19 protein-coding genes are annotated in these 20,909 nt (G+C 62.5%); all 19 read right to left on the reverse strand.

From position 1 onward, the window contains the following. Nucleotides 1-78: 78 nt before the first annotated feature. Nucleotides 79-411 carry a flagellar hook-basal body complex protein FliE gene (gene fliE, locus HP546_RS10105; RefSeq protein WP_172223884.1) on the reverse strand — a complete coding sequence of 111 codons (333 nt, stop codon included), beginning with the start codon at nt 409-411 and terminating at the stop codon, nt 79-81. A 222-nt stretch (nt 412-633) separates the two neighbouring features. After that, nucleotides 634-1,989 (reverse strand): sigma-54 dependent transcriptional regulator, encoded by a 1,356-nt coding sequence (locus HP546_RS10110; RefSeq protein WP_172223889.1) that lies wholly within the window; start codon nt 1,987-1,989, stop codon nt 634-636. Beyond that, nucleotides 1,989-3,206: a PAS domain-containing sensor histidine kinase gene (locus tag HP546_RS10115; protein WP_172223894.1), complete on the reverse strand. Its 1,218-nt coding sequence runs from the start codon at nt 3,204-3,206 to the stop codon at nt 1,989-1,991. The genes HP546_RS10110 and HP546_RS10115 overlap by 1 nt, the downstream gene beginning before the upstream one ends. Nucleotides 3,207-3,748: 542 nt before the next feature. After that, on the reverse strand, nt 3,749-5,224 hold the full coding sequence (fleQ, locus tag HP546_RS10120; RefSeq protein WP_172223897.1) for a transcriptional regulator FleQ: 1,476 nt from the start codon (nt 5,222-5,224) through the stop codon (nt 3,749-3,751). A 168-nt stretch (nt 5,225-5,392) separates the two neighbouring features. Further along, nucleotides 5,393-5,686 (reverse strand): flagellar protein FliT, encoded by a 294-nt coding sequence (locus HP546_RS10125; protein ID WP_172223899.1) that lies wholly within the window; start codon nt 5,684-5,686, stop codon nt 5,393-5,395. Between the two features lie 16 nt (nt 5,687-5,702). Further along, nucleotides 5,703-6,104, reverse strand: a complete 402-nt coding sequence (fliS, locus tag HP546_RS10130; protein WP_172223903.1) for a flagellar export chaperone FliS — start codon at nt 6,102-6,104, stop codon at nt 5,703-5,705. A gap of 127 nt (nt 6,105-6,231) precedes the next feature. After that, nucleotides 6,232-7,620: a flagellar filament capping protein FliD gene (gene fliD / locus HP546_RS10135; protein WP_172223908.1), complete on the reverse strand. Its 1,389-nt coding sequence runs from the start codon at nt 7,618-7,620 to the stop codon at nt 6,232-6,234. 83 nt (nt 7,621-7,703) lie between these two features. After that, a complete protein-coding gene (locus HP546_RS10140) occupies nt 7,704-8,054 on the reverse strand; it encodes a flagellar protein FlaG (RefSeq protein ID WP_172223913.1) in 351 nt (116 codons plus the stop codon). A 76-nt stretch (nt 8,055-8,130) separates the two neighbouring features. Beyond that, nucleotides 8,131-9,576 (reverse strand): flagellin, encoded by a 1,446-nt coding sequence (locus HP546_RS10145; protein WP_172223917.1) that lies wholly within the window; start codon nt 9,574-9,576, stop codon nt 8,131-8,133. Between the two features lie 393 nt (nt 9,577-9,969). After that, complete coding sequence (locus HP546_RS10150) at nt 9,970-10,899, reverse strand: ketoacyl-ACP synthase III (protein WP_172223920.1); 930 nt, start codon at nt 10,897-10,899, stop codon at nt 9,970-9,972. Nucleotides 10,900-11,177: 278 nt separating this feature from the next. Beyond that, on the reverse strand, nt 11,178-12,740 hold the full coding sequence (locus tag HP546_RS10155) for a flagellar hook-associated protein 3 (protein WP_172223925.1): 1,563 nt from the start codon (nt 12,738-12,740) through the stop codon (nt 11,178-11,180). A 12-nt stretch (nt 12,741-12,752) separates the two neighbouring features. Next, nucleotides 12,753-14,795 (reverse strand): flagellar hook-associated protein FlgK, encoded by a 2,043-nt coding sequence (gene flgK / locus HP546_RS10160; protein WP_172223929.1) that lies wholly within the window; start codon nt 14,793-14,795, stop codon nt 12,753-12,755. Nucleotides 14,796-14,807: 12 nt separating this feature from the next. Further along, nucleotides 14,808-15,959: a flagellar assembly peptidoglycan hydrolase FlgJ gene (gene flgJ, locus HP546_RS10165; protein WP_172223933.1), complete on the reverse strand. Its 1,152-nt coding sequence runs from the start codon at nt 15,957-15,959 to the stop codon at nt 14,808-14,810. Nucleotides 15,960-15,970: 11 nt separating this feature from the next. After that, on the reverse strand, nt 15,971-17,080 hold the full coding sequence (locus HP546_RS10170; protein WP_172223938.1) for a flagellar basal body P-ring protein FlgI: 1,110 nt from the start codon (nt 17,078-17,080) through the stop codon (nt 15,971-15,973). A gap of 12 nt (nt 17,081-17,092) precedes the next feature. Further along, nucleotides 17,093-17,788, reverse strand: a complete 696-nt coding sequence (gene flgH, locus HP546_RS10175; protein WP_172223942.1) for a flagellar basal body L-ring protein FlgH — start codon at nt 17,786-17,788, stop codon at nt 17,093-17,095. Between the two features lie 45 nt (nt 17,789-17,833). After that, entirely contained in the window at nt 17,834-18,619 is a 786-nt protein-coding gene (gene flgG / locus HP546_RS10180) for a flagellar basal-body rod protein FlgG (protein WP_172223945.1), read from the reverse strand. 46 nt (nt 18,620-18,665) lie between these two features. After that, nucleotides 18,666-19,406, reverse strand: coding sequence for a flagellar basal body rod protein FlgF (locus HP546_RS10185; RefSeq protein ID WP_172223950.1), 741 nt, complete (start codon nt 19,404-19,406; stop codon nt 18,666-18,668). A gap of 160 nt (nt 19,407-19,566) precedes the next feature. Next, nucleotides 19,567-19,749 carry a hypothetical protein gene (locus HP546_RS10190; RefSeq protein WP_172223954.1) on the reverse strand — a complete coding sequence of 61 codons (183 nt, stop codon included), beginning with the start codon at nt 19,747-19,749 and terminating at the stop codon, nt 19,567-19,569. Between the two features lie 133 nt (nt 19,750-19,882). Continuing rightward, a partial coding sequence (locus HP546_RS10195) for a flagellar hook protein FlgE (protein WP_172223958.1) occupies nt 19,883-20,909 on the reverse strand: 1,027 nt, incomplete at its 5' end.

Raw genomic sequence — 20,909 nt, forward strand, 5'->3', positions numbered from 1 at the left:
CGGCGGCTTGGCCGCCGGCGAGCCGGTTTTGGCAGGGGCGTTGTCGACGACTGCTTCAGCCATGGGTTACATCCGTCCTCAAACCGGCATCTGCATGATGTCCTGGTACGCCTGGACCAGCTTGTTGCGCACCTGGGTCATGGCCTGCATCGACACGCTGGCCTTTTGCGAAGCGATCATCACGTCGGTCAGGTCGACGCCGCTCTTGCCGATCTCGAAGGCATTGGCTAGCTGGGTCGAGGCCTGCTGCGTCTCATGCACCTTGCCGATGGCCTGGCCCAGCATGTCTGCAAAGCTGCTCTGCCCTGGCGCCAGTTCGGGCGCGGCAGTGACTTTTGGCAGCGACATGGCATCGGCCTGCATGGCCCGCATGTCCAGCATCAGACGATTGAATTCAACACCTTGGCTCATGACCTTCTCTCTCCTGCGGCCGCATTTTTTTGACACTCATGCGGCGGATAGCCTACGTAAAGCAACAAAGGTGCCAGCCTTGAATGCCAGTTTATCAGGGCCGCTTCGCGCCCCATCGCCGGCAAGCCGGGCTCCCACAGGTAAAGTGCAGGCTTCAAGCCAATGCGGTCTCTGTGGGAGCTGGCTTGCCGGCGATGGGCTGCGCAGCAGCCCCTTCGATCTTCAGCCGAACAGGCTGGCCTCGACGTCAAACCCGGCATCACGCATCTGAGCCAGCTTGTAACGCAGGGTGCGCGGGCTGATGCCGAGGCGTTCGGCCGCCTCTTTGCGGCGGCCGCGCTCGGCGCGCAGGGTGTCGATGATCATCTGGTACTCGTGGCGACGCATGTCATCACCCAGCCCGCTGGCTTGCGCAACCACCTCAAGTGATGGCTCGGTGCCGGCCGACAATGGAATGGCGCCTGCCAGACAGAAATCCGCCGCCTCGATCACCCCACCCTGCTGCAGGATCAGCGCCCGCTGCAGGGCGTTGTCCAGCTCCCGCACGTTGCCCGGCCACGCATACGCCTGCAGGCACGCGCGGGCCTGCGGCGACAGGCGCACGGGAGCATGCTTCATCTTGGCCGCATGCCGCGCCAGCAGGCGTTCGGCGAGCTGCAGAATGTCGCCTGGGCGCTCGCGCAGCGGCTGCCAGGCCAGGGGGAACACTGACAGGCGATAGTAAAGATCCTCACGGAAACGCCCGGCTGTCACTTCACCGAACAGGTCACGGTTGGTGGTGGCCAGCACCCGAATATCGAGGCTGATCGGCTTACGCCCGCCTACCCGCTCCACCTCGCGCTCCTGCAACACGCGCAGCAGCTTGGCCTGCAAGGCCATGGGCATTTCCGAAATCTCGTCGAGCAGCAAGGTGCCGCCTTCGGCCTGCTCGAACTTGCCCGCCTGCGCGGCAATGGCACCAGTGAAGGCGCCCTTCTCGTGGCCGAACAGCGTGGCCTCGAGCATGTTGTCGGGGATGGCCGCGCAGTTGATCGCCACAAAGGGCTGCGCTGCCCGTGGCGACTGCTGGTGAATGTAGCGCGCCAGCACTTCCTTGCCGGTCCCGGACTCACCGGAAATCAGCACGGTGGAGTCACTGCGCGCCACCCGGGCGGCCAGCTCCAGCAACTGGCGACTGGCCGGCTCGCAGGCCACCGGGCCTTCGTCGTTCGCCACCCGCCCGGCAGCATGTCGCTCGACCAGGCTGAGCAGCGCCCTGGGCTCGAACGGTTTGACCAGGTAGTCGGCGGCGCCTTGGCGCATGGCCTCGACGGCACGCTCGACCGCGGCGTGCGCGGTCATCAGCAGCACCGGCAACTGTGGTTGCTGGCGGCGCAGCTGGGCCAGCAGCTGGTGCCCGTCCATGCCGGGCATGTTCACATCACTGACCACCAGGCTGAAGGCTTCTTCCAGCACCGCCTCCAGCGCTTCCTCGGCACTGCCCACCGCCTGGTAGGCGAAACCGCCGATTTCCAGGGTGTCGCCCAGCGCCTGGCGCAGTACGCGGTCGTCCTCGACCAGCAGCACCTTGATTGGCATTACACGCCCTCCGACGGTTGCCCGTCGATCAACGGCAGCTCGACCCGTACACAGGTGCCGCGGCCCACTTTCGAGCGCAGGCACAGCGCGCCCTGGTGCGCCCGCACGACTGCCTGGACCACCGCCAGGCCCAGACCGGTGCCGGTGGCCTTGGTGGTGAGGAACGGCTCACCCAGGCGGCCGAGCAGATCGGCGTCGATGCCACAGCCCGCGTCGCTGATGCACAAATGCAAGGTGTGCTCGCGGCGGAACAGGTGCACCTTCAGCCGCGCCGGGCCATCGCTGGCTTGCAAGGCATTCTCGATCAGGTTGAGCAAGGCACCGACCAAGGTGTCGCGATTGCACAGCAGCTCGCCAAGGTGGCTGTCACACTGCCAGCGCACGGCGTGCCCTTGCACATGCGCCTGGGCGGCTTGCTGCAAGGCCTGGAACAGGCGTTTGGGGGTAATTCGGTCACCCAGCGGCAGCTCGCCACGGGCGAACACCAGCATGTCACGCACCTGGTGCTCCAGCTCGTGCAGGCGCTCCTTCAGAGTGCCGGCGAAGCGTTGGCGGGTTTCCGCGCTCAGGGCCTGCTCGGGATCGGCCAGGTGACTGGCGTACAGCATGGCTGCCGACAGCGGTGTACGGATCTGATGGGCCAGCGAGGCGACCATGCGCCCCAGTGACGACAGCCGCTCGTGGCGGGCCAGCTGGTCTTGCAGGCGCCGGGTTTCAGTCAGGTCGTTGAGCAGCACCAGCTGGCCGGGTTCGGCGTCCAGCGAGCGGGTGGCGATGGACAGCCGGCGGCCGTCGCGCAGCGAGACTTCATGGCCGTCGTCCTTGCGCGGGGCGAAGCTGCGGGCGATCACCTGGCGCCACAGCTGGCCGATCAGCGGCTCGCCGAGCAAGTCGCAGGCGGCCGGGTTGGCTTCGCGCACCAGGCCCTGGCCATCGATCACGATCACCCCACCGGGCAGCAGGTCCAGCAGATTTTGCAGCCGGTTGGCCAGGCGTTCCTTTTCGTTGAGCTCGGCGATGCGCTGGGCGCTGACCACGGCCAGCTCCCCCTTGAGCTCACTGACCCGGGCTTCGAGCAGGCTGTAGGACTGGCTGAGCTGGCTGGACACCTGGTTGAACAGGGCGAAGGCATGCTCGATGCCCGGGCGGCTGTCCGGCTCGACCGGGGTTTGCCCCTGCGGATCGGGGGCTCGGGATAGGTGGGCGGCCTGGGGCATCGTGCTCTCTCGCGTGGCTGACCGTCATAAAAACGGTGTGTTGCCAGCGGTGTAGCAATAGCCGTGCCGGGGTTGGGGATTTGGGTTGACTGTGCCGGCCTCTTCGCGGGTGAACCCGCTCCCACAGGATCGGCGCTGGGTTCGAGCCTTGTCCAGTGCCTGTGCCGGCCTCTTCGCGGGTGAACCCGCTCCCACAGGATCGGCGCTGGGTTCGAGCCTTGTCCAGTGCCTGTGCCGGCCTCTTCGCGGGTGAACCCGCCCCCACAGGATCGGCGCTGGATTCGAGCCTTGTGCAGTGCCTGTGCCGGCCTCTTCGCGGGTGAACCCGCCCCCACAGGATCGGCGCTGGATTCGAGCCTTGTGCAGTGCCTGTGCCGGCCTCTTCGCGGGTGAACCCGCTCCCACAGGATCAGCGCGGGGTTCGAGACTTGTGCAGTGCCTGTGCTGGTCTCTTCGCGGGAGAACCCGCTCCTACAGGCCTGCGCGGTACCTGTGGGAGCGGGTTCACCCGCGAAAGGGCCCGCACAGGCGTGCGCCGGACTTCAATCCTCGGCCTGCTCCTCGCCACCCTGGCGGCTCATGCCGTACTTGCGCATTTTCTCGACCAAGGTGGTACGGCGAATGCGCAAACGCTCAGCCGCGCGCGCAACAATACCGTTGGCATCGTCCAGCGCCTGCTGGATCAACCCCTGTTCCAGGCTGCCAAGGTAATCCTTCAGGTCCAGGCCTTCAGGCGGCAGCATGGCGTGGTTGCTGAAGCTTGGCGCATGGCCATTGATCGCCACACGCTCTTCCAGGTCACTGCGCAGGCTGTCGACCATCTGCTCGTCTTCATCATCGACGTAACGGAATTTCTTCGGCAGCTCGGACACGCCGATCACCCCGTACGGGTGCATGATCGCCATGCGCTCGACCAGGTTGGCCAGCTCACGCACGTTGCCCGGCCAGCCATGACGGCACAGCGACATGATCGAGGCGGAGTTGAAGCGGATGGAGCCGCGCTTCTCGTGCTCCATGCGCGAGATCAGCTCGTTCATCAGCAACGGGATGTCTTCGACCCGCTCGCGCAGCGGGGCCATCTCGATCGGGAATACGTTAAGGCGGTAATACAGATCTTCGCGGAAGGTGCCGTCCTCGATCATGTTCTCGAGGTTTTTGTGGGTCGCGGCAATGATGCGTACGTCGATGCTCTGGGTCTTGTTGCTGCCCACGCGCTCGAACGTGCGCTCCTGCAGCACACGCAGCAGCTTGACCTGCATCGGCAGCGGCATGTCGCCGATTTCGTCAAGGAACAGGGTACCGCCGTTGGCCAGTTCGAAACGCCCGGCACGGCTGGTGATCGCCCCGGTAAAGGCGCCCTTCTCGTGGCCGAACAGTTCGCTTTCCAGCAGCTCGGCCGGGATCGCGCCACAGTTCACCGGCACAAACGGCGCTTCGCGGCGCTTGGAGTGGTAGTGCAGGTTGCGCGCCACCACTTCCTTGCCGGTGCCGGATTCGCCCAGGATCAGCACGCTGGCATCGGTATCGGCCACTTGCTGCATCATCTGCCGCACATGCTGGATGGCACGGCTGGTGCCGACCAGGCTGCGGAACAGGTTGGGCTCGCGCTGGCGGCCGCGCTCACGCGCCTGGTCGTACATCTCGCGATAGACCTGGGCACGGTGCAGCGAATCCAGCAGTTGGCTGTAGCTGGGCGGCATTTCCAGATTGGACAGGACCCGACGGCGAAGCTCTTCCGGCAGCTCGGCCGAAGAAATTTCACCCAAAAGCAGAACCGGAAGGAACTCATCCCACCCGGCCACTGTCTTAACGAGCCCCAGGAGATTGCCCGGAGCATTCACGGTGCCAACGAGCACGCACAAAATCTCGCGACTCGAGGACAGCGGCTCGACCGCTTGCAGCCAATCCTGGCTTGAGCAAGCGAGGTTTTCTTCGCCGAGGAAATTCAGCACCACCGCCAGGTCGCGGCGGCGGGCGCTGTCGTCGTCGATCAGCAGAATCTTGGTTTCACGCCACATGCAATAGCAACTTCCCTAGTCATATCGGCGCCCTGCAGGGGCATGCTCGACATCATTCCGACTGAATGGTCAGTGTTCGGACGTCTGAAATTCGAGAACAGCCACTAGTAAAGTCAAAAAGGGCCATACAGTCAAATTTATGGCGCCTTTTGTTAAGTTGTGCGCATCTTAACTGAAGAGATGGTAAACCTTCGAAGCATTTTTCGCCTGATTGATCTGCATCATCTCTTGCGCAATTGCCTGGCGCTCACCGGTTGTCACGTCGATCAGGTTGCGGTAGACCTCCAGCACCCCTTCCAGCTTCTCGCGCAGCAACGCCTGGTCCATCGCGTGGGTTTCCAGCACCTCGTCGATGCAGGTGCGGCAAGCCACATCCAGCTGGGCAATGGCATCCCAGTCTCGCTCGCTCAAGGCGCCGACCAGGGCATCACAGGTGTCATCGAGGCGTTGCAGTGCGGTCACGGTATTCTCCTTGCCGTCAGCTGGCAGGTTGGGCGTCGGCGATGCCGTCCCAGCCGGTTTTTACGGTGATCAGTAGCTGGGCAACTTCGTCGATCATGCTGGCATCGTTTTCGACGTTGGCCTGCATCAGGCGGTTGGTCATGTACACATACAGCGCGTCGAGCTTTTCGACGTACTCGGGGTTTTCGCTTTTTTCCGGCTGCAGGCCGTCGCGCAGGCCGATGATGATGTCGATGGCCTTGCCCAGCATCAGGCCCTTTTCCGCGATATCACCGCGCGCCATTGCACCCTTGGCCTGGGCCATGCGATCGAGGCCGCCTTCCATCAGCATCTGCACCAGGCGGTGCGGCGTGGCTTCGGAAATCTGGGCATGGGAATTGACCTTCTGGTACTGACGAAGGGCTCTCATGGGATTCATCTTGCGACCTCGTGGCGGGCAGGCTTGTTGGGGTGATATTCCCTGTATCGGGCAGCTGGCGAAAAACTTTACCGGCCGATGACATGAAGCCGGGCATCATGCCCGGACTTCACGTGATGTTCACGGCTTAATCGTCGCTGTTCGACTTGTTCAGTGCGTTGAGCGTGCTCAATACCGAGTTCTGTTGCTGGCGCAGCTGAGTGACCAGGGTGTCCATGTTGTTGTACTTGTCCTGCAGGCTTTTTTGCAGGGCTTCCATACGGGCGTCCAGGGTGTCCTGCTCGGTCTTGAGCTTGGTCAGGCTTTCGCTGAGGACCTTGGAGCGCTCGGCAAGGGTACCGGTAGCGGCCTTGGCAAATGGCTCGGTGACTTTTTGCAAACGCGCCAACAGGCCGTCCTTGCCATTGAAGATACTGGTAAGGTCCGCCGCGTTGGTGGTGGCGGCCTTGTCCCACTTCTTGTCGTCCAGGCTTAACGCACCGCCATCCTGGGCAGAAGTGACGCCAAAGGCGGCAAGCGATTTCAAGGTACCGTTGCCCGACACCGCATTGAGCTCTTCACGAATGGAAGTCATGAGCGTGCGCATCGTGGCATCGCCGGTCAGCGCCGCAGCCGTCATGGTGCCATCGGGATTCTTGGTAACCTTGGTTTCTGCGTTCATCACAGTCAACAAGGCGTTGTAGGTATCGATGAAACCCTTGAGGCCCGATTTCAAGGTGGTGGTGCTGGTAGTCAGCGAGAGAATGGTGGCTGTCTTTTCACCACTCGTAGCGCTTGTCGGCGAAGTGCCCACCAACTTGATATTGAGCCCACTGACGGCATCATTGATGTCGTTGGTCTTGGACTTCATGGCGATACCGTCGAGCGTATATTCAGCGTCGGTAGGCTCGTCGACAACGGTATAACCGGTGTCGATGCCCGAATTGCCCGAAAGGGTAATGTCCGAGCCCTCACCCATCTTGGTCGAGGTGACAATCAGGCGCGACCCATTGGCATCCGTCAGCACGTTGGCACTGAGGCCTGCAACACCGAACTGGCTGTTGATGCTGTCGCGCACCTGCTGCAATGTGGCACCAGCGGGAACGCTCAAGTCGAAGGCCTTGCCGCCCTGGGTCATCGTCAGGGTGGTGGGCGTGGTACCGCCATTGACTACCGAGCCCGCACCGTTGGCATAGACCTTGGTCGAAACCTTGGAGGCGGTCGCCAATTTGTCGACAATCAACTTGAACGAACCGTTGGCCGCCCCGGTGCCCATGGTGACGGTCGCAACCTTCTCATCCGAGGACTTCAGGCTCAGGCCGCCGAAGCTGTTGCTGTCTGTCATCGTGGTCAACGCACCACGGAAGGCATCCAGGGCCGCCTGGATCTTGCCGATAGAGGACAACGTGGTGGTTGCCTTCAGCGTTTGGGTATTGATCTGCGCCTGCTTCGGCGCTTTCTGCGCGGCCACCAGGGATTCGACAATCGCCTGGGTATCAATGCCCGAGCCAATACCGCTGACTGTTGTACCTGCCATCATTGCTCTCCTTGTTCAGTAGCTGCCGGATCCTTGGCGGATAAATCCATCAAAGGGCCGACAGCAACAAAAATCATGCCAGCCTACGCCTGATCATCGAACAGCAGGCTGCTGGCCTCACTGAGGCTTTCCGCCAACTTCAGCGCAAGTTCCGACGGAAGCTGCCGGATTACCTCACCGGACTGGGTGGCTATTACCTTGACCACGACCCGACCGGAGGCATCATCAATGGAAAAGTCCAGCTGACGCTGGCTCGACTGAACGAAATCACGAATTTCGCCAACCGCTTTTTCCAGGTCTTCGCGCGAATGCGGCTTGTTATCGGGGGCTGCGGCCTCCTGCACCTTGGCAGGCAATGGCTGATCGCGATCAGCGACTGGCGCTTGGGGTAGCACTGTCGGATACACCTGGCTCAGCTTGACACTCATGTCCATGTTTCGAACTCCTCATGTCAAAAAAGGTGAAAGGGCACGTAAACGCGCCCTTTCACCCTTTACTCAGGCGCCTGAATTACTGAAGCAGTTTCAGGACCGAAGATGGCAGCTGGTTAGCCTGCGACAGGATCGCGGTCGAAGCCTGTTGCAGGGTCTGCTGCTTGGTCAGCTCGGCAGTTTCCGAAGCGAAGTCCACGTCTTGCACGGTGGAGCGGGCAGCGGTGGAGTTCTTCTGGATGTTCTGCAGGTTGTCGACGGTGGTTTGCAGACGGTTCTGGGTAGCACCCAGGCCCGAACGGACGCTGTCGATCGAGCCGATGGCCTTGTCGATAACGGCCAGAGCGTTCTGAGCGTTGGTAGCGTCGGTCACATCGGTTTCGGCGATCGAGGTCTTGGCCGAAGTAGCTGCGGTAACACCAGTACCTGCGAACAGGTCTTCAACACCAGGGCCGGTCAGCGAGTAGCCTTTAGCGGAGTCCAGGTTGACTGCACCCGTGACAATCAGGGTAGCCGCATCCAGTGCAGCTGCAGTGCCGAGCTTACCGGAAGCGTCTTTGGAAGCAACCTCGATACCGGCAACGGCACCTGGATCGGCTGCGGTGAATTTCAGGTTTTCACCGGTGTCGGACTTGACCGACAGAGTGCCCTTGGTTTCGTCGTAGTTGACGCTGATACCCAGCTTGGCAGCGTTGGACTTCAGCTGGTCGGCAAGACCGGCGGTGTCGGTGACACCAACGAAGTCAACAGTCTGGCCACCGACCTCCAGCTTGAAGTTGGCAGAGGCAGGGGAAGCAGCAGCGATTGCAGCTTCATCGATGGTGAATTCGACTTCAGTGCTTGCGGTAGCGGTCAAGCCGCCAACTGCGCCATTCAGGGTCTTGGCGATTTCCTTGGCCGAAGCACCTGCCTTGATGTTTACATCACTGCTCTGACCGTTACCGGTAACAGTGATATCACCGCCGGCGACGCCAGTGTCGTTAGGCGTGATGCCCACGCTCTTGATTTGCTGCGAACCAATGCTCTTGGCCGAAACGTTGTCCAGCGTCAGGTTGATGGTTTCGTTGGCGTTTGCACCAACCTGAATGGCCTTGGTGCCGTACGAACCGTCCAGCAGCTTCTGGCCACCGAAGGTGGTGGTGTCGGAAATACGGTTCAGCTCAGCGGTCAGAGCCTGGTATTCGTCGTTGTTCGACTTACGGTCGTCGGCGCTCAGGGAGCCAGTAGCCGAGGACAGGGCCAGGGTACGCATTTTCTGCAGGATGTCGGTCGAAGCCTGCATCGCGCCTTCGGCGGTCTGGGCGATCGAGATACCGTCGTTGGCGTTCTTCACTGCCTGACCCAGGCCGTTGATCTGGCTGGTCAGACGGTTGGCGATTTGCAGGCCGGCAGCGTCGTCTTTGGCGCTGTTGATACGCAGACCCGAGGACAGACGCTGCATCGAAGTGGTTTGAGCGTTGCTGGCCTTGGTCAGGTTGCCCTGGGTGGTGATCGACGCAATGTTGGTGTTTACAGTTAAAGCCATGACGAAATCCTCGTTGGATGGGTACTGCGGCTTCCGGCCTTGGCAACCGCCGGATTGGCCTAGAGAACCTTCGTAATAGTTATCGTCGGGTGCGCGGGTTGCTTGAGGGCTTTTTCGAAAAAAAATGCTGGCGCGAGGCCAGCCCTGAGAAATCAAGGGGTTAAGGGCAGTTTATTGGCGTCAAAAACCATTCAAGCCGAAACTGAAGGCCCCCTTCTCTGTGGGAGCGGGTTCACCCGCGAAGAAGGCAACGCGGTGGATGGCACCGGCCTAGCCGGTGTTCGCGGGTGAACCCGCTCCCACAGAGACTGAGCCAGGGCCGTAATTTTATTTCGGGCATGAAAAAAGCGCCGGGCGGTGGCCGCCGGGCGCTTTTCTGGACTGGCTGAGGGGTCAGTCGCGGTACAGGATGGCCGAGCCCCACGACAGGCCCACGCCAAAGCCGCTGATGGCCACGCGCTTCCAGCTGCCGTCAAGCATGTGCTTCTGCAGCAGCAGCGGCACGCTGGAGGACACGGTATTGCCGGTTTCCAGCATGTCTTTCACAAACTTCTCCGGGTGCTGCTCTTCGAAGCGTCGAGCCACGGCATCGACAATCGCCGCACTGCCCTGGTGAATGCAGAAGGCGTCGATATCCGACGACTTCAGGCCGCTGGCATCCAGCAGCTCGTGCAGGTGCGCCGGCACCTTGACCAGGGCGAAGTTGAACACCTGGCGGCCGTTCATGAAGAACTTGCCATCGGTCACCTTCAGGTGCTCGGCACCGGAACCGTCGGTGCCGAAACGCGCCTCACCCAGGTTCCACACCGCACCTTCACCCATCCAGGTGGCGGTAGCGGCGTCGCCGAACAGCATGGTGGTGTTGCGGTCTTCCGGGTCGACGATCTTCGAATACGGGTCGGCGGTGATCAGCAGGCCATTCTTCAGCCCGGCAGCTTCCATGAACCCTTTGATCGCGTACAGGCCGTATACGTAGCCGGAGCAGCCCAGCGACACGTCGAACGCCGCCACGCGGGTAGACAGGCCGAGCTTGCTCTGGACGATGGCGGCGGTGTGCGGCAGGCCTTCTTCGTCGCCGTTCTGGGTGACCACGATCAACGCATCGATCGACTGCGGGTCGAGGTCAGGGTTGCTGGCGAACAGTGCCTGGGCGGCTTCTACGCACAGGTCGGAGGTTTCCTGCTCTTCGGCCTTGCGCGGCAGGAACGACGCGCCGATCTTGCCGAACATGAACTCTTCGTCCTTGCCGAACTTCGCACCCTGGACGTAGTTGTCCAGGCCAGCGGTGGGCACGTAACTCGCGATGCTTTTGATGCCAATCATTCTGGCTTCCCAATGAAAACAGCCAAAGACCACCACTCGATGAATTGAGGGCGCCAAATACCGGAGCGTCACCGCTGGGGGCTGAAGGCAGTGCTCGCCTGCGCACCGGTAACAAAATGCTGCAACAGCTGCTGCATAGAATACAGGGAAGATGAACGTTTTGACTCATTGGTCACATTGAAATGCTACGAAAGCCGTGCCGAGGGTGCAGGGGCCAGGTTTTTGCGGGCATGAAAAAACCGGGGCTGCTTTGCAGCCCCGGTGTTCGGCACGGCAGATCAGAGCTTGTTGAACAGGCTCAGCTGCGAGATGCGCGAGAAGGCCAGCTGCGAGGCCTCAAGCATGGCCTGCTGCAAAGTCAGGGTGATGGCGGCCTGCGACATGTCGGTGTTGCCGATGGCGTTCTGGGTGGTCTTGTTGGCCAGGCCCAGGCTGGTGTTCTCCTGGCGCTGGATCTCCAGCGAGTTGCCACGGGCGCCGATCGAACCCCGGGTGATGTCGATCTGCTCACGGGCGCTGGCCAGGTTGGCGATTGCCGAGGCCACCGAATCCTTCAACGCATTGGCCTGGCCTGTGCCGGTCACCGGCGTGTCCAAAGCTGCGCGCAGCTGGCTGAGGGTTTCCAGCACGTTCTGGTTCTGGTGGGTATTGGCAGTGACCGCAAACTGGTCCCCCGCCTCCGGCGAACCGGACACCTGGTAGGTCACACCCGCCACGGTCAGCGACGGCGCAGTGAAGGTACCCTTGGCCACCGGCTTGCTGTCTGCAGTCAGCGGCTGGGCGTAGAACTCGTAGGCGCCCGGCCCGGTGAACTTGATCACCGCACCATTGCTGGGGAAGGTGCTGCGGTAGGCGGCTTCGTCGGTGACGGTGCTGCCGGTGACCTGAGCGCCAGAGGTGTTGCTGGCGTTGCGGGTGGTGTTGAACGAGTCGGCACGCGCCTCCAGGGAAAACTCACGGCCCGCCACGGCGGCGTCGGCATCGGCGCCCTCCTCCAGGGTTACGGTGATTTCGAACTCCACGCCACGCAGGCCAATCTTGTTGGCGCCTTCGGTCTTGCTGTCGAAGGTCCCGTTGGTCGCGGTTTCCGAGGTGATGTCCTTGCCGCTGGCGTCGGTGATGGTGTACTGGGTTGCGCTGGTAAACGTCAGCTTGTACGGCTGGCCGGCGGTGAAGCTGTTGTTGTAGCTGCTGCTCGAGGTCATCAGCCCTGGCGACACGCCGACCACGCCATCGTCGCTGGCCGGCGCCAGCAGGGTCGACTGGGTGCGGCTCTTGTTGCTGGCCGAGTCGAAGACGCTGAAGCCGGTGTCGTTGGTGGCCAGGTTCAGGGTGTCGGACACCTGCAGGCTCAGCTGGGTCTGGTCACCGTGGTAGCTGTAAGTGCCATCGGAATTGCGCACATAGGGCGGCGACTCGCTCTTCGAGCCACCGAACATGTAGTCGCCGTTGGCGTCGCGCGAATTCAGCAGGCCGAAGATATTCGCTTCGATCTCTTTCAGCTCGGTACTGATCGCCACACGGTCAGAGTCGGTCACCCCGGCGCCACCAGCGCGGATCGCCAGCTCGCTGGCACGCTGCATGGCATCGTTGATGGTGGAGAGCACGCTCTCTTCCTGCAGCAGGGCATTGCTGACGGTGTTGATGTTGCCGCTGTACTGGTCCAGCAGCGACTGCTGCTGTTGCAGCAGCAGCAGGCGCGCGGCACCGACCGGGTCATCGGCCGCAGTCTGGATGCGAATGCCCGAGGTGACCTGGTCGTTGGTCTTGTTCATGCTGGAGAAGTTCTTGGAGTAGCTGCTGGCGCTGGCCTCATAGAACTGAGCAGTGGAAATACGCACGTTAGCTACTCCTTACAGGGCGTTGATCAGGGTGCTGAAGGTTTCTTGCGCCGCCTTGATGATCTGCGACGACGCCGTGTAGTAGTGCTGGAACTTCACCAGGCTGGCGGCTTCGTCGTCCAGGTTCACCCCGGACACCGCGTTGCGGCTTTCGCTGGCAGACTTGAGCACTGCCTCGGTCGCCGTGTTGTCGATGGCCGCCTGGCTGGCCTTGGCGCCCACGCGCTCGACCAGCGAGGCATAGGCGGAAGTGAAGCTGGTACCGCCACCGGAGCCGGTGTTTACCGTCGACTTGGTCTGCAGGTCCAGCAGCGCCGTGGCGTTGCGGTTGTCGGCCTTGCCGTCGGCGTTGAACGACAGGGTGAAGCTGTCGTTGGCCGCGGGGCTGCCGCCAATGGTGGTTTCGACCGAGAACGTGCGCGGCTTGCCGCTGCCATCCAGAATCGGCTCGCCGGCGGCATCGATCATGGGCACGGCCACGGACAGTTTGTTGTCCTGGCCAGGCACCACGCTGCCAGTGCCGATCTGGGTGCCTTTGGCATCGAACAGCTTGTAACCCTGGCTGCCACCACTGGCCGCGTCGAACACCACACGCACCGGCATCGAGTCGCGAATCGACTGCTGGATCAGCGCGGTGTCGGCACCGCCGTAGATATCCAGCGACTCGCCCAGCGTCGGCTGGGTGATGGTGCCGGTGCCGCTGTTGCCACTGCCCACTGCAGCACTGACCGGCCCGGCGAAGGCCAGCTTGTTGGCATCGGTCAGGGTGGTGGTGATGCTGCCCGCTGCGGCACGGGTGGGGATGACCTTGAAGCTGTCGCCTGCCGCCAGGCCGCCACCTTTCAGCGACAGGCTGAAGCCGTCGATCACCGGCGCCGGGTCGGCACTGAGGTCGAAGCTGCCCATGTCGGTGCCGTCGGAGCGGCGCACGCTGTACTGGTTGGCGCTGGTGAACTTCACCTCGTAGTCGTAGGTGGTCAGCGCGCCGCTGTTGGCGATGGTCACGTCCAGGTTGCCGGAGCCGGCACTGTTGTTCGACGAGGCCAGGCTGCGCTGGGCAATGGCCGTGGCGCTGTTGATGCTGGAAAACAGCGAGCTGCCGAACTGGCCATTGGCATCCAGGCCCTGCCCCAGCTGGCTGTTGATGCTGTCGGCAACGACCAGGGCAACCCGACCCAGCTCGTTCATCGACGGCGTCAGCACGTCCTGGCGATAGCGCAGCAAGCCACCAATCGAGCCACCCGACACTACTGAGGTCACGTCCGAGCTGAACGAGTCATAGTTGATGCGCAGGCCGGCCTGGCTCTTGTCGGCCACACCCGGCTCCACAGACAGGGTGTTGGCCTTGGTCCCGGTGACCAGCGACTGGCCACTGCCCAGGTACACGTCGTAGTTGCCCTCACGCTCCTGCACGGTCACGCCCACCAGCTCATTGAGCTGGCGCACGGCTTCGCTGCGTGCGTCCAGCAGGCTGTTGGGGGTGTTGCCGGAGGCGCTGGCCGCGGTGATCTGCTTGTTGTACTCGGCAATGTTGGCGGTGAGCTTGTTCACCTGCCCGGCCATGGTATCGAGCTGGGAGTTGATCGTGGCGTTCTGCTGGGTCAACTGGGTGCTTACCGCATTGAAACGGTTGCTCAGGGTTTGCGCCTGGGTCAGCAGCAGCTGGCGCGAGGCAACGTCACCCGGCTTGGCCGCCGCGGTCTGCAGCGCCGAGAAAAATGCAGTGAGGACCGAGCTGATGCCAGTGTCACGGTCGGCCAGCAACTTGTCGACGCTGGTGATCTGGTCCTGGAAGGTAACCGAGTCTGCCTGCAGCGAGGTGGCCGTCTGCAACTGGTTGTCCAGGTACGAGCTGTAGATGCGGCGCACGTCCGCCAGTGTGGTCCCGGTGCCCAGGAAACCCGCACCAATATTATGCGACGGGCCGGCCGCCTGCAGTGTCTGCTGGCGCGAGTAGCCACTGGTCGCGGCGTTGGCGATGTTGTTACTGGTTACCGACAATGCCGCCTGGCTGGCATTCAGGCCACTCAGGCCAATCGAAATCAGGCTCGACATGATTTAGTCCTTTTATAGATTCGTGGTTCTGCCAGCCATGGCGTATTGCGGGGTTGTCTGCATTTGCTGGGCGATGCTGATGATCTTGCGCGCATAGCCCGGGTCGGTCGCATAACCTGCCTTCTGCAGCTCTCTTGCAAACTGCTCTGGGTTATCGGCCGAATCCAGCGCACCTTGATAGCGAGAATTGTTCTGCAACAGGCTGACCAGGTCGTGGAAGCTGTCCTGGTACGAGTCGTAGCTGCGGAACGCTGCGGTTTCCTTGACGAACTGGCCATCGCGGAACTCGCTGGTGATTGCGCGCGCCTGCTCGCCCTGCCAGTTGCCGCTGGCCTTGATGCCGAACAGGTTGTGGCTGCTGCTGCCATCGCTGTTGCGCATCACCGACTTGCCCCAGCCGGTTTCCAGCGCGGCCTGGGCCACCAGGTAGCGCGGGTCGATACCGATGCGCTTGGCGGCCTGCTCGGCCATCGGCAGCATCGTGGCGACGAATTCGTCACTGTCGGCAAAGGCCTTTTTCGGCGCCAGCGGTGGCTGGGCCACGGCGCGGCCGACAATACGCAGGCCGTTGTCCGGCACGGCAAAGGCCTTGGCCACTTGCTGGCCATCGCGAGCCGGCACGGCGGCGGTGTTGGCCGTGGCCGCAGCTGGCACGATACCGGCCAGCAGGCGATCGGTGAGCTTGCTGGGCAAGGCCAGGCGCCGCGAGTTGAGCGCGGCGACGTCATTGCGTGTGGTGGTATCGGCGGCGTGTACCGGCTCTGCCACCTTGTTGCCCCACAGCGCCGGGCCAGCATTATCGACACGCGGGAACGGGCTGGTGTTGACCGAGGCGCTGCGGCCCTTGGTCAGCTGCCGCACCAGCACGTCCTGCAGGCCGATACCGCCGCCTTCGCGGGACATGCTCACAGCCAGCTGCTGGTCGTACATGTCGCGGTACTGCTTGACCGTTTCGGTGTTCATCGGGTTGTCGGCGGCCAGCACGTCGCTGGCCTTGCGCGAGGCCTTGAGCATTTCGCTGATGAACAGCGACTCGAATTCCTGGGCCACCTTGCGCACGTTGGCTTCGCTGTCGCGGTCGCCGTGTTTGAGCGCGTTCAGGCGGTTCAGGTCGGTATAGGCGCCGCTGTCGGCGCTGCCGGAAACCAGGCTTTTGCTGTTCATGGGCGCCGTCCTCAGATCACGATCAGGTCGGCCTGCAAGGCGCCGGCCTGTTTCAGGGCTTCGAGGATGGCCATCAGGTCGCCGGGCGCTGCCCCCACCTGGTTCACCGCACGGACGATTTCATCCAGCGTGGTGCCCGGGCCGAACTTGAACATCGGCTTGGCTTCCTGCTCGGCATTTACCCGCGAACGTGGCACCACGGCAGTCTGGCCGTTGGAAAACGCCCCCGGCTGGCTCACGATCGGGTCTTCGGTAATGGTCACGGTCAGGCTGCCGTGAGTCACCGCTGCCGGCGACACCTTGACGTTCTGGCCAATGACGATGGTGCCGGTACGCGAGTTGATGATGACCTTGGCCACCGCCTGGCCAGGGTCGACTTCGAGGTTTTCCAGAATCGACAGGTAGTCCACCCGCTGGCTTGGGTCCATCGGCGCACTGACCCGTACCGAGCCACCGTCCACGGCCTGGGCCACGCCCGGCCCAAGCAGGTCGTTGACCTTGTCAACAATGCGTTTGGCAGTAGTGAAGTCGGGGCGGTTGAGGTTCAGGGTCAGGGTGTTGCCCTGGTTGAAGCCACTCGGTACCGAACGTTCGACACTGGCACCACCGGGAATGCGCCCGGCCGACGGAACGTTGACGGTGATCTTCGAGCCGTCACGGCCTTCGGCGTCGAAGCCGCCCACCACCAGGTTGCCCTGGGCGATGGCGTAGACATTGCCGTCGATACCCTTCAGCGGGGTCATCAGCAAGCTGCCGCCGCGCAGGCTCTTGGAGTTGCCGATCGACGACACGGTAATGTCCACCACCTGCCCTGGCTTGGCGAACGCCGGCAGGTCGGCATGCACCGACACGGCAGCGACGTTTTTCAGCTGCACGTTGCCGGAACCGGCCGGCACCTTGATGCCGAACTGCGACAACATGTTGTTGAAGGTTTGCAGGGTAAACGGCGTCTGGGTGGTCTGGTCACCCGTGCCATTCAGGCCCACCACCAGGCCGTAGCCGATCAACTGGTTGGAACGCACGCCAGAGATACTGGCGATGTCCTTCAGGCGCTCGGCCTGGGCCGCGAAGGCACAGGACAACAGCAGGGTTGCGGCAAACAGCTGCCTCAGGTTGAACATGGTCATCTGCACTCAGAAAGGCCAAAGCGGGCTGATGAAGAAGCGGTCCAGCCACCCCGGCTGGCTGGCATCGGCGAACGAGCCGGTGCCGGAATAGGTGATGCGCGCGTCGGCCACCCGGGTGGACGGCACAGTGTTGTCGGTGGCGATGTCGTCGGCACGGACCATGCCGGCAATGCGCACCAGCTCTTCGCCGGTGTTCAGGGTCAGCCACTTCTCGCCGCGCACGGCAATGATGCCGTTGGGCAGCACTTCGGCCACGGTCACGGTGATCGAACCGGTCAGGGTATTGCCCTGGGTGGCCTTGCTGTCGCCCTTGGTGGCGCGGTCACCGCTGTAGCCGGCCTCCAGCGACAGGTCACCGCCGCCGAACGGGTTGTTGGTGTTCGGGGTACTGCCGAACAGCGAGGTCAGGCCGATGTCGGTCTTGCTGGTCTTGGCGATCTGCGAACCGGCGTTCTTGCTGGCCGAAGTTTTCTCGTTGAGGGTGATAGTGATGATGTCACCCACCCGGAACGCCTTGCGGTCGCTGTACAGGTTCTGCTCGAACCCGGCCTGGTAGATCGAACCGTTGTTGGCCGCTGCCGGCAATGGGGTGCGCGGCAACACCGGCGCGTAGTACGGGTCGTTGGGCTTGGGCGTCGGGCCGACGCAACCTGCCAGCAACACCGCCCCCCCCAGGGCGAAAACGGACAACAGACGATTCATGACGCTTACCTCACGGGCACGGGTGTAACGAAAGTACGAAGCGGCTTACAGCTGCTGGGTAACGAACGACAGCATCTGGTCGGCGGTGGAGATGACCTTGGAGTTCATCTCGTAGGCGCGCTGGGTGGTGATCATGTTCACCAGTTCTTCCACGGTGCTGACGTTGGAGTTTTCCAGGGTCTGCTGCTGGGTGGTGCCGAAACCGTTCAGGCCCGGCGTGCCCACTTGCGGCGCGCCGCTGGCGGCAGTCTCGAGGAACAGGTTGTCGCCAATCGCCTGCAGGCCGGCCGGGTTGATGAAGTCGGCGGTCTGGATGTTGCCGATCACCTGGGCGGCCGGGTTGCCGGCGGTGGTGATCGACACGGTGCCGTCAGTGCCTACTGTGAAGGTTTGCGCGTCGTTGGGCACGACCACGGCAGGCTCCAGGGCGTAGCCGTTGGCGGTAACGATCTGGCCGTCGGAGTTCAGGTGGAAGGTACCGTCACGGGTGTAGGAAACCGTGCCATCCGGCTGCAGGACCTGGAAGAAACCACGGCCGTTGACTGCCATGTCCAGCGGGTTTTCGGTGGTCTGCAGGCTGCCGGCGACAAAGCTCTTCTGGGTACCGATGATGCGCACACCGGTACCGACCTGCAGGCCCGATGGCAGCTCACTGTCCTGGGTGGACTGGGCACCCGGTTGACGCTTGATCTGGTACAGCAAGTCGGCAAACTCGGCACGGTCACGCTTGAAGCCGGTAGTCGAGACGTTGGCCAGGTTGTTGGAAATGACCGTCAGGTTGGTGTCCTGGGCGGACAGGCCGGTTTTAGCGACCCAAAGAGCCGGAAGCATGTAATTCTCCTCGTGCGCCTGTTTTACGGCACCCGTTCAAAAGTGATTAGCCGATTTGCAAAACCCGAGCCATGGCTTCGTCGCCTTCCTTGGCCGTGTTCATCATCTTGACGTGCAGTTCGAACTGGCGGGACAGCGCCAGTACCGAGGTCATTTCCTCGACAGCGTTGACGTTGCTGCCTTCCAGGAAGCCCGACACCACCCGCACATTGACGTCGGCATCGGCCGGCTGGCCGGAGGCGGTGTGGATCAGGCCGTCCAGGCCCTTTTGCAGGCCCTTGGTGTCCGGGTTGACCAGCTTGATGCGGTCGACTTCGGCGATCACCCGCGGGTCTTCACCCATGGAGCGGATGCTGAGGGTGCCGTCGGCGCCCACTTCCACCTTCTGCTCTGGCGGGATGGCGATGGGGCCGCCGTTGCCGATCACCGGCATGCCGTTGCCGGCACGCAGCACGCCGAGAGCGTCGATGTTCAGGCTGCCGGTGCGCACATAGGCTTCGCTGCCGTCGGGTGCCTGCACAGCGATGAACCCTTGGCCGGTCACCGCCACGTCCAGTTCGCGGCCGGTTTCAACCAGCGGGCCTTCGCTGAAGTCGGTGGCCGGGCGCTCGGTCAGGGCGTAGGCGCGCGCCGGAAAGCTGTCACCGAACACCGGCATCGAACGGGCCTGCTCCAGGTCACGCTGAAAACCGTTGGTGGAAACGTTCGCCAGGTTGTTGGCGTGAGCCTTCTGCGCCAGCGCGTTCTGGCTGGCACCGGTCATGGCCACATAAAGCAACTTGTCCACAGTATCTCCTCTGCGCGTCGCTGCCGCGCTGTCACTTGGCAGGTTCGAAGCAATAATCGAACCAAGTCTGAAACGACCGGTTTACGGGGGTTTCAGCGGGACGAGGGGCAAGAAACGTCAGTTTGTCGGCGGATGTTTGCCGCCTGCGGCAAGGGCGTGCTCAATGGCTGCGACAGGCGGCATTGTTATAGGGGCCGGCATGGCGCACCCAGCCCTTGCCCGGGTTGTGGGCCGAGCACAGGTAGCGGCCGGTGACCAGGCTTTGCCATTGGTAGAACGGGGCGGGGGCGGCGGAGAGCGGCAGGGCCATGGCCAGCAGGGTTATCAGCAGCAGCCTTGTCATGAGTGTCAGCCTTTTAGAATTTGGGGCCGCTTTGCGGCGCATCGCGACACAAGGCCGCTCCTACAACGGAATCGCGATCTCCTGTAGGAGCGGCCTTGTGCCGCGATGGGCTGCGCAGCAGCCCCAGCCATCATCAGGTCATCTGGATGATGGTCTGCATGATGGTGCTTTCGGTGGAAATGGTCTTGGCGTTGGCCTGGTAGTTGCTCTGCGCCTTGATCAGGTTGACCAGCTCGCCAGTCAGGTCGACGTTGGAATCTTCCAGCGCACCACCCGAGATCTGGCCCAGGGTACCGGTGTCCGGGGCGCCGATCACCGGCACACCCGAGGAGTAGGACTCTTTCCAGTTGGTCCCGCCAATCGGGGTCAGGCCCTGCAGGTTGGCGAAGTTGGCAATCGCCACCTGGCCAATCACCTTGTCCTTGCCGTTGGTGAAGCTGGCAAACAGGTAGCCGTTCTGGTCAATGCTCAACCCCGAAAGCTCACCGGTGGCGAAGCCATCCTGGGTTTTGGCGATTTCTGCCGACGAGGCGTTGTATTGGGTGGCACCCAGCATGTCCAGCTTGACACCGCCGGCGTTGGCGATGGCGCCATTGGCCGACCACTCGCCGGCCGCATTTTTCTGCGCAGGGATCCAGTTCTGCAGCTGGAAGATCTTGTCTTCGCCAATGGCCAGGCCACCGGTGACCGCACCCGCAGTCATTGCATCCTTGTCCAGGGTGCCATCGGACTTGAAGGGCACATTGTTGACCAGCGGCGTGGTGGAAGCCGGGTTTTCCGGATTGCGACCATCGATGGTGGTGTGCATCGACCAGGTGTTGGTTGCGTCGTCCTTGATGAAATACTGGTTCATCTGGTGTTCGTTGCCCTGGCTGTCGTACACCGGGGTATTGAACGTGAAGTTGTAGGAACTGGCGTTGGTCGGGTCGAACGGCGTTACCGAAGGACTGGTCGCGGCCGAGTTGAGGTTGATCTTCTCGGTGATCAGGCTGGTTGGCTTGGGCGTCAGGTTGGAAGTATCGATCTGCAGGTTGGTCAGCACGCCCTGGATGAGTTTGCCGTCCTCACCGACTGCATAGCCCTGCAGGTTGGCACCCGAAGAGTTCACCACATAACCGGCCTTGTCGCTGTAGAACGCGCCAGCACGGGTGTAGATCTTC

It is taken from the genome of Pseudomonas sp. CM25, from assembly GCF_013179705.1.
Classification (GTDB): Bacteria; Pseudomonadota; Gammaproteobacteria; order Pseudomonadales; family Pseudomonadaceae; genus Aquipseudomonas.

Excerpts from the sequence above, each read along its gene's own strand:
- fliE (WP_172223884.1), bottom strand. The coding sequence starts at position 411 with ATGAGCCAAGGTGTTGAATTCAATCGTCTGATGCTGGACATGCGGGCC.
- HP546_RS10110 (WP_172223889.1), bottom strand. The coding sequence starts at position 1,989 with ATGCCAATCAAGGTGCTGCTGGTCGAGGACGACCGCGTACTGCGCCAG.
- HP546_RS10115 (WP_172223894.1), bottom strand. The coding sequence starts at position 3,206 with ATGCCCCAGGCCGCCCACCTATCCCGAGCCCCCGATCCGCAGGGGCAA.
- fleQ (WP_172223897.1), bottom strand. The coding sequence starts at position 5,224 with ATGTGGCGTGAAACCAAGATTCTGCTGATCGACGACGACAGCGCCCGC.
- fliS (WP_172223903.1), bottom strand. The coding sequence starts at position 6,104 with ATGAATCCCATGAGAGCCCTTCGTCAGTACCAGAAGGTCAATTCCCAT.
- fliD (WP_172223908.1), bottom strand. The coding sequence starts at position 7,620 with ATGGCAGGTACAACAGTCAGCGGTATTGGCTCGGGCATTGATACCCAG.
- HP546_RS10140 (WP_172223913.1), bottom strand. The coding sequence starts at position 8,054 with ATGGACATGAGTGTCAAGCTGAGCCAGGTGTATCCGACAGTGCTACCC.
- HP546_RS10145 (WP_172223917.1), bottom strand. The coding sequence starts at position 9,576 with ATGGCTTTAACTGTAAACACCAACATTGCGTCGATCACCACCCAGGGC.
- HP546_RS10150 (WP_172223920.1), bottom strand. The coding sequence starts at position 10,899 with ATGATTGGCATCAAAAGCATCGCGAGTTACGTGCCCACCGCTGGCCTG.
- flgK (WP_172223929.1), bottom strand. The coding sequence starts at position 14,795 with ATGTCGAGCCTGATTTCGATTGGCCTGAGTGGCCTGAATGCCAGCCAG.
- flgJ (WP_172223933.1), bottom strand. The coding sequence starts at position 15,959 with ATGAACAGCAAAAGCCTGGTTTCCGGCAGCGCCGACAGCGGCGCCTAT.
- HP546_RS10170 (WP_172223938.1), bottom strand. The coding sequence starts at position 17,080 with ATGTTCAACCTGAGGCAGCTGTTTGCCGCAACCCTGCTGTTGTCCTGT.
- flgH (WP_172223942.1), bottom strand. The coding sequence starts at position 17,788 with ATGAATCGTCTGTTGTCCGTTTTCGCCCTGGGGGGGGCGGTGTTGCTG.
- flgG (WP_172223945.1), bottom strand. The coding sequence starts at position 18,619 with ATGCTTCCGGCTCTTTGGGTCGCTAAAACCGGCCTGTCCGCCCAGGAC.
- HP546_RS10190 (WP_172223954.1), bottom strand. The coding sequence starts at position 19,749 with ATGACAAGGCTGCTGCTGATAACCCTGCTGGCCATGGCCCTGCCGCTC.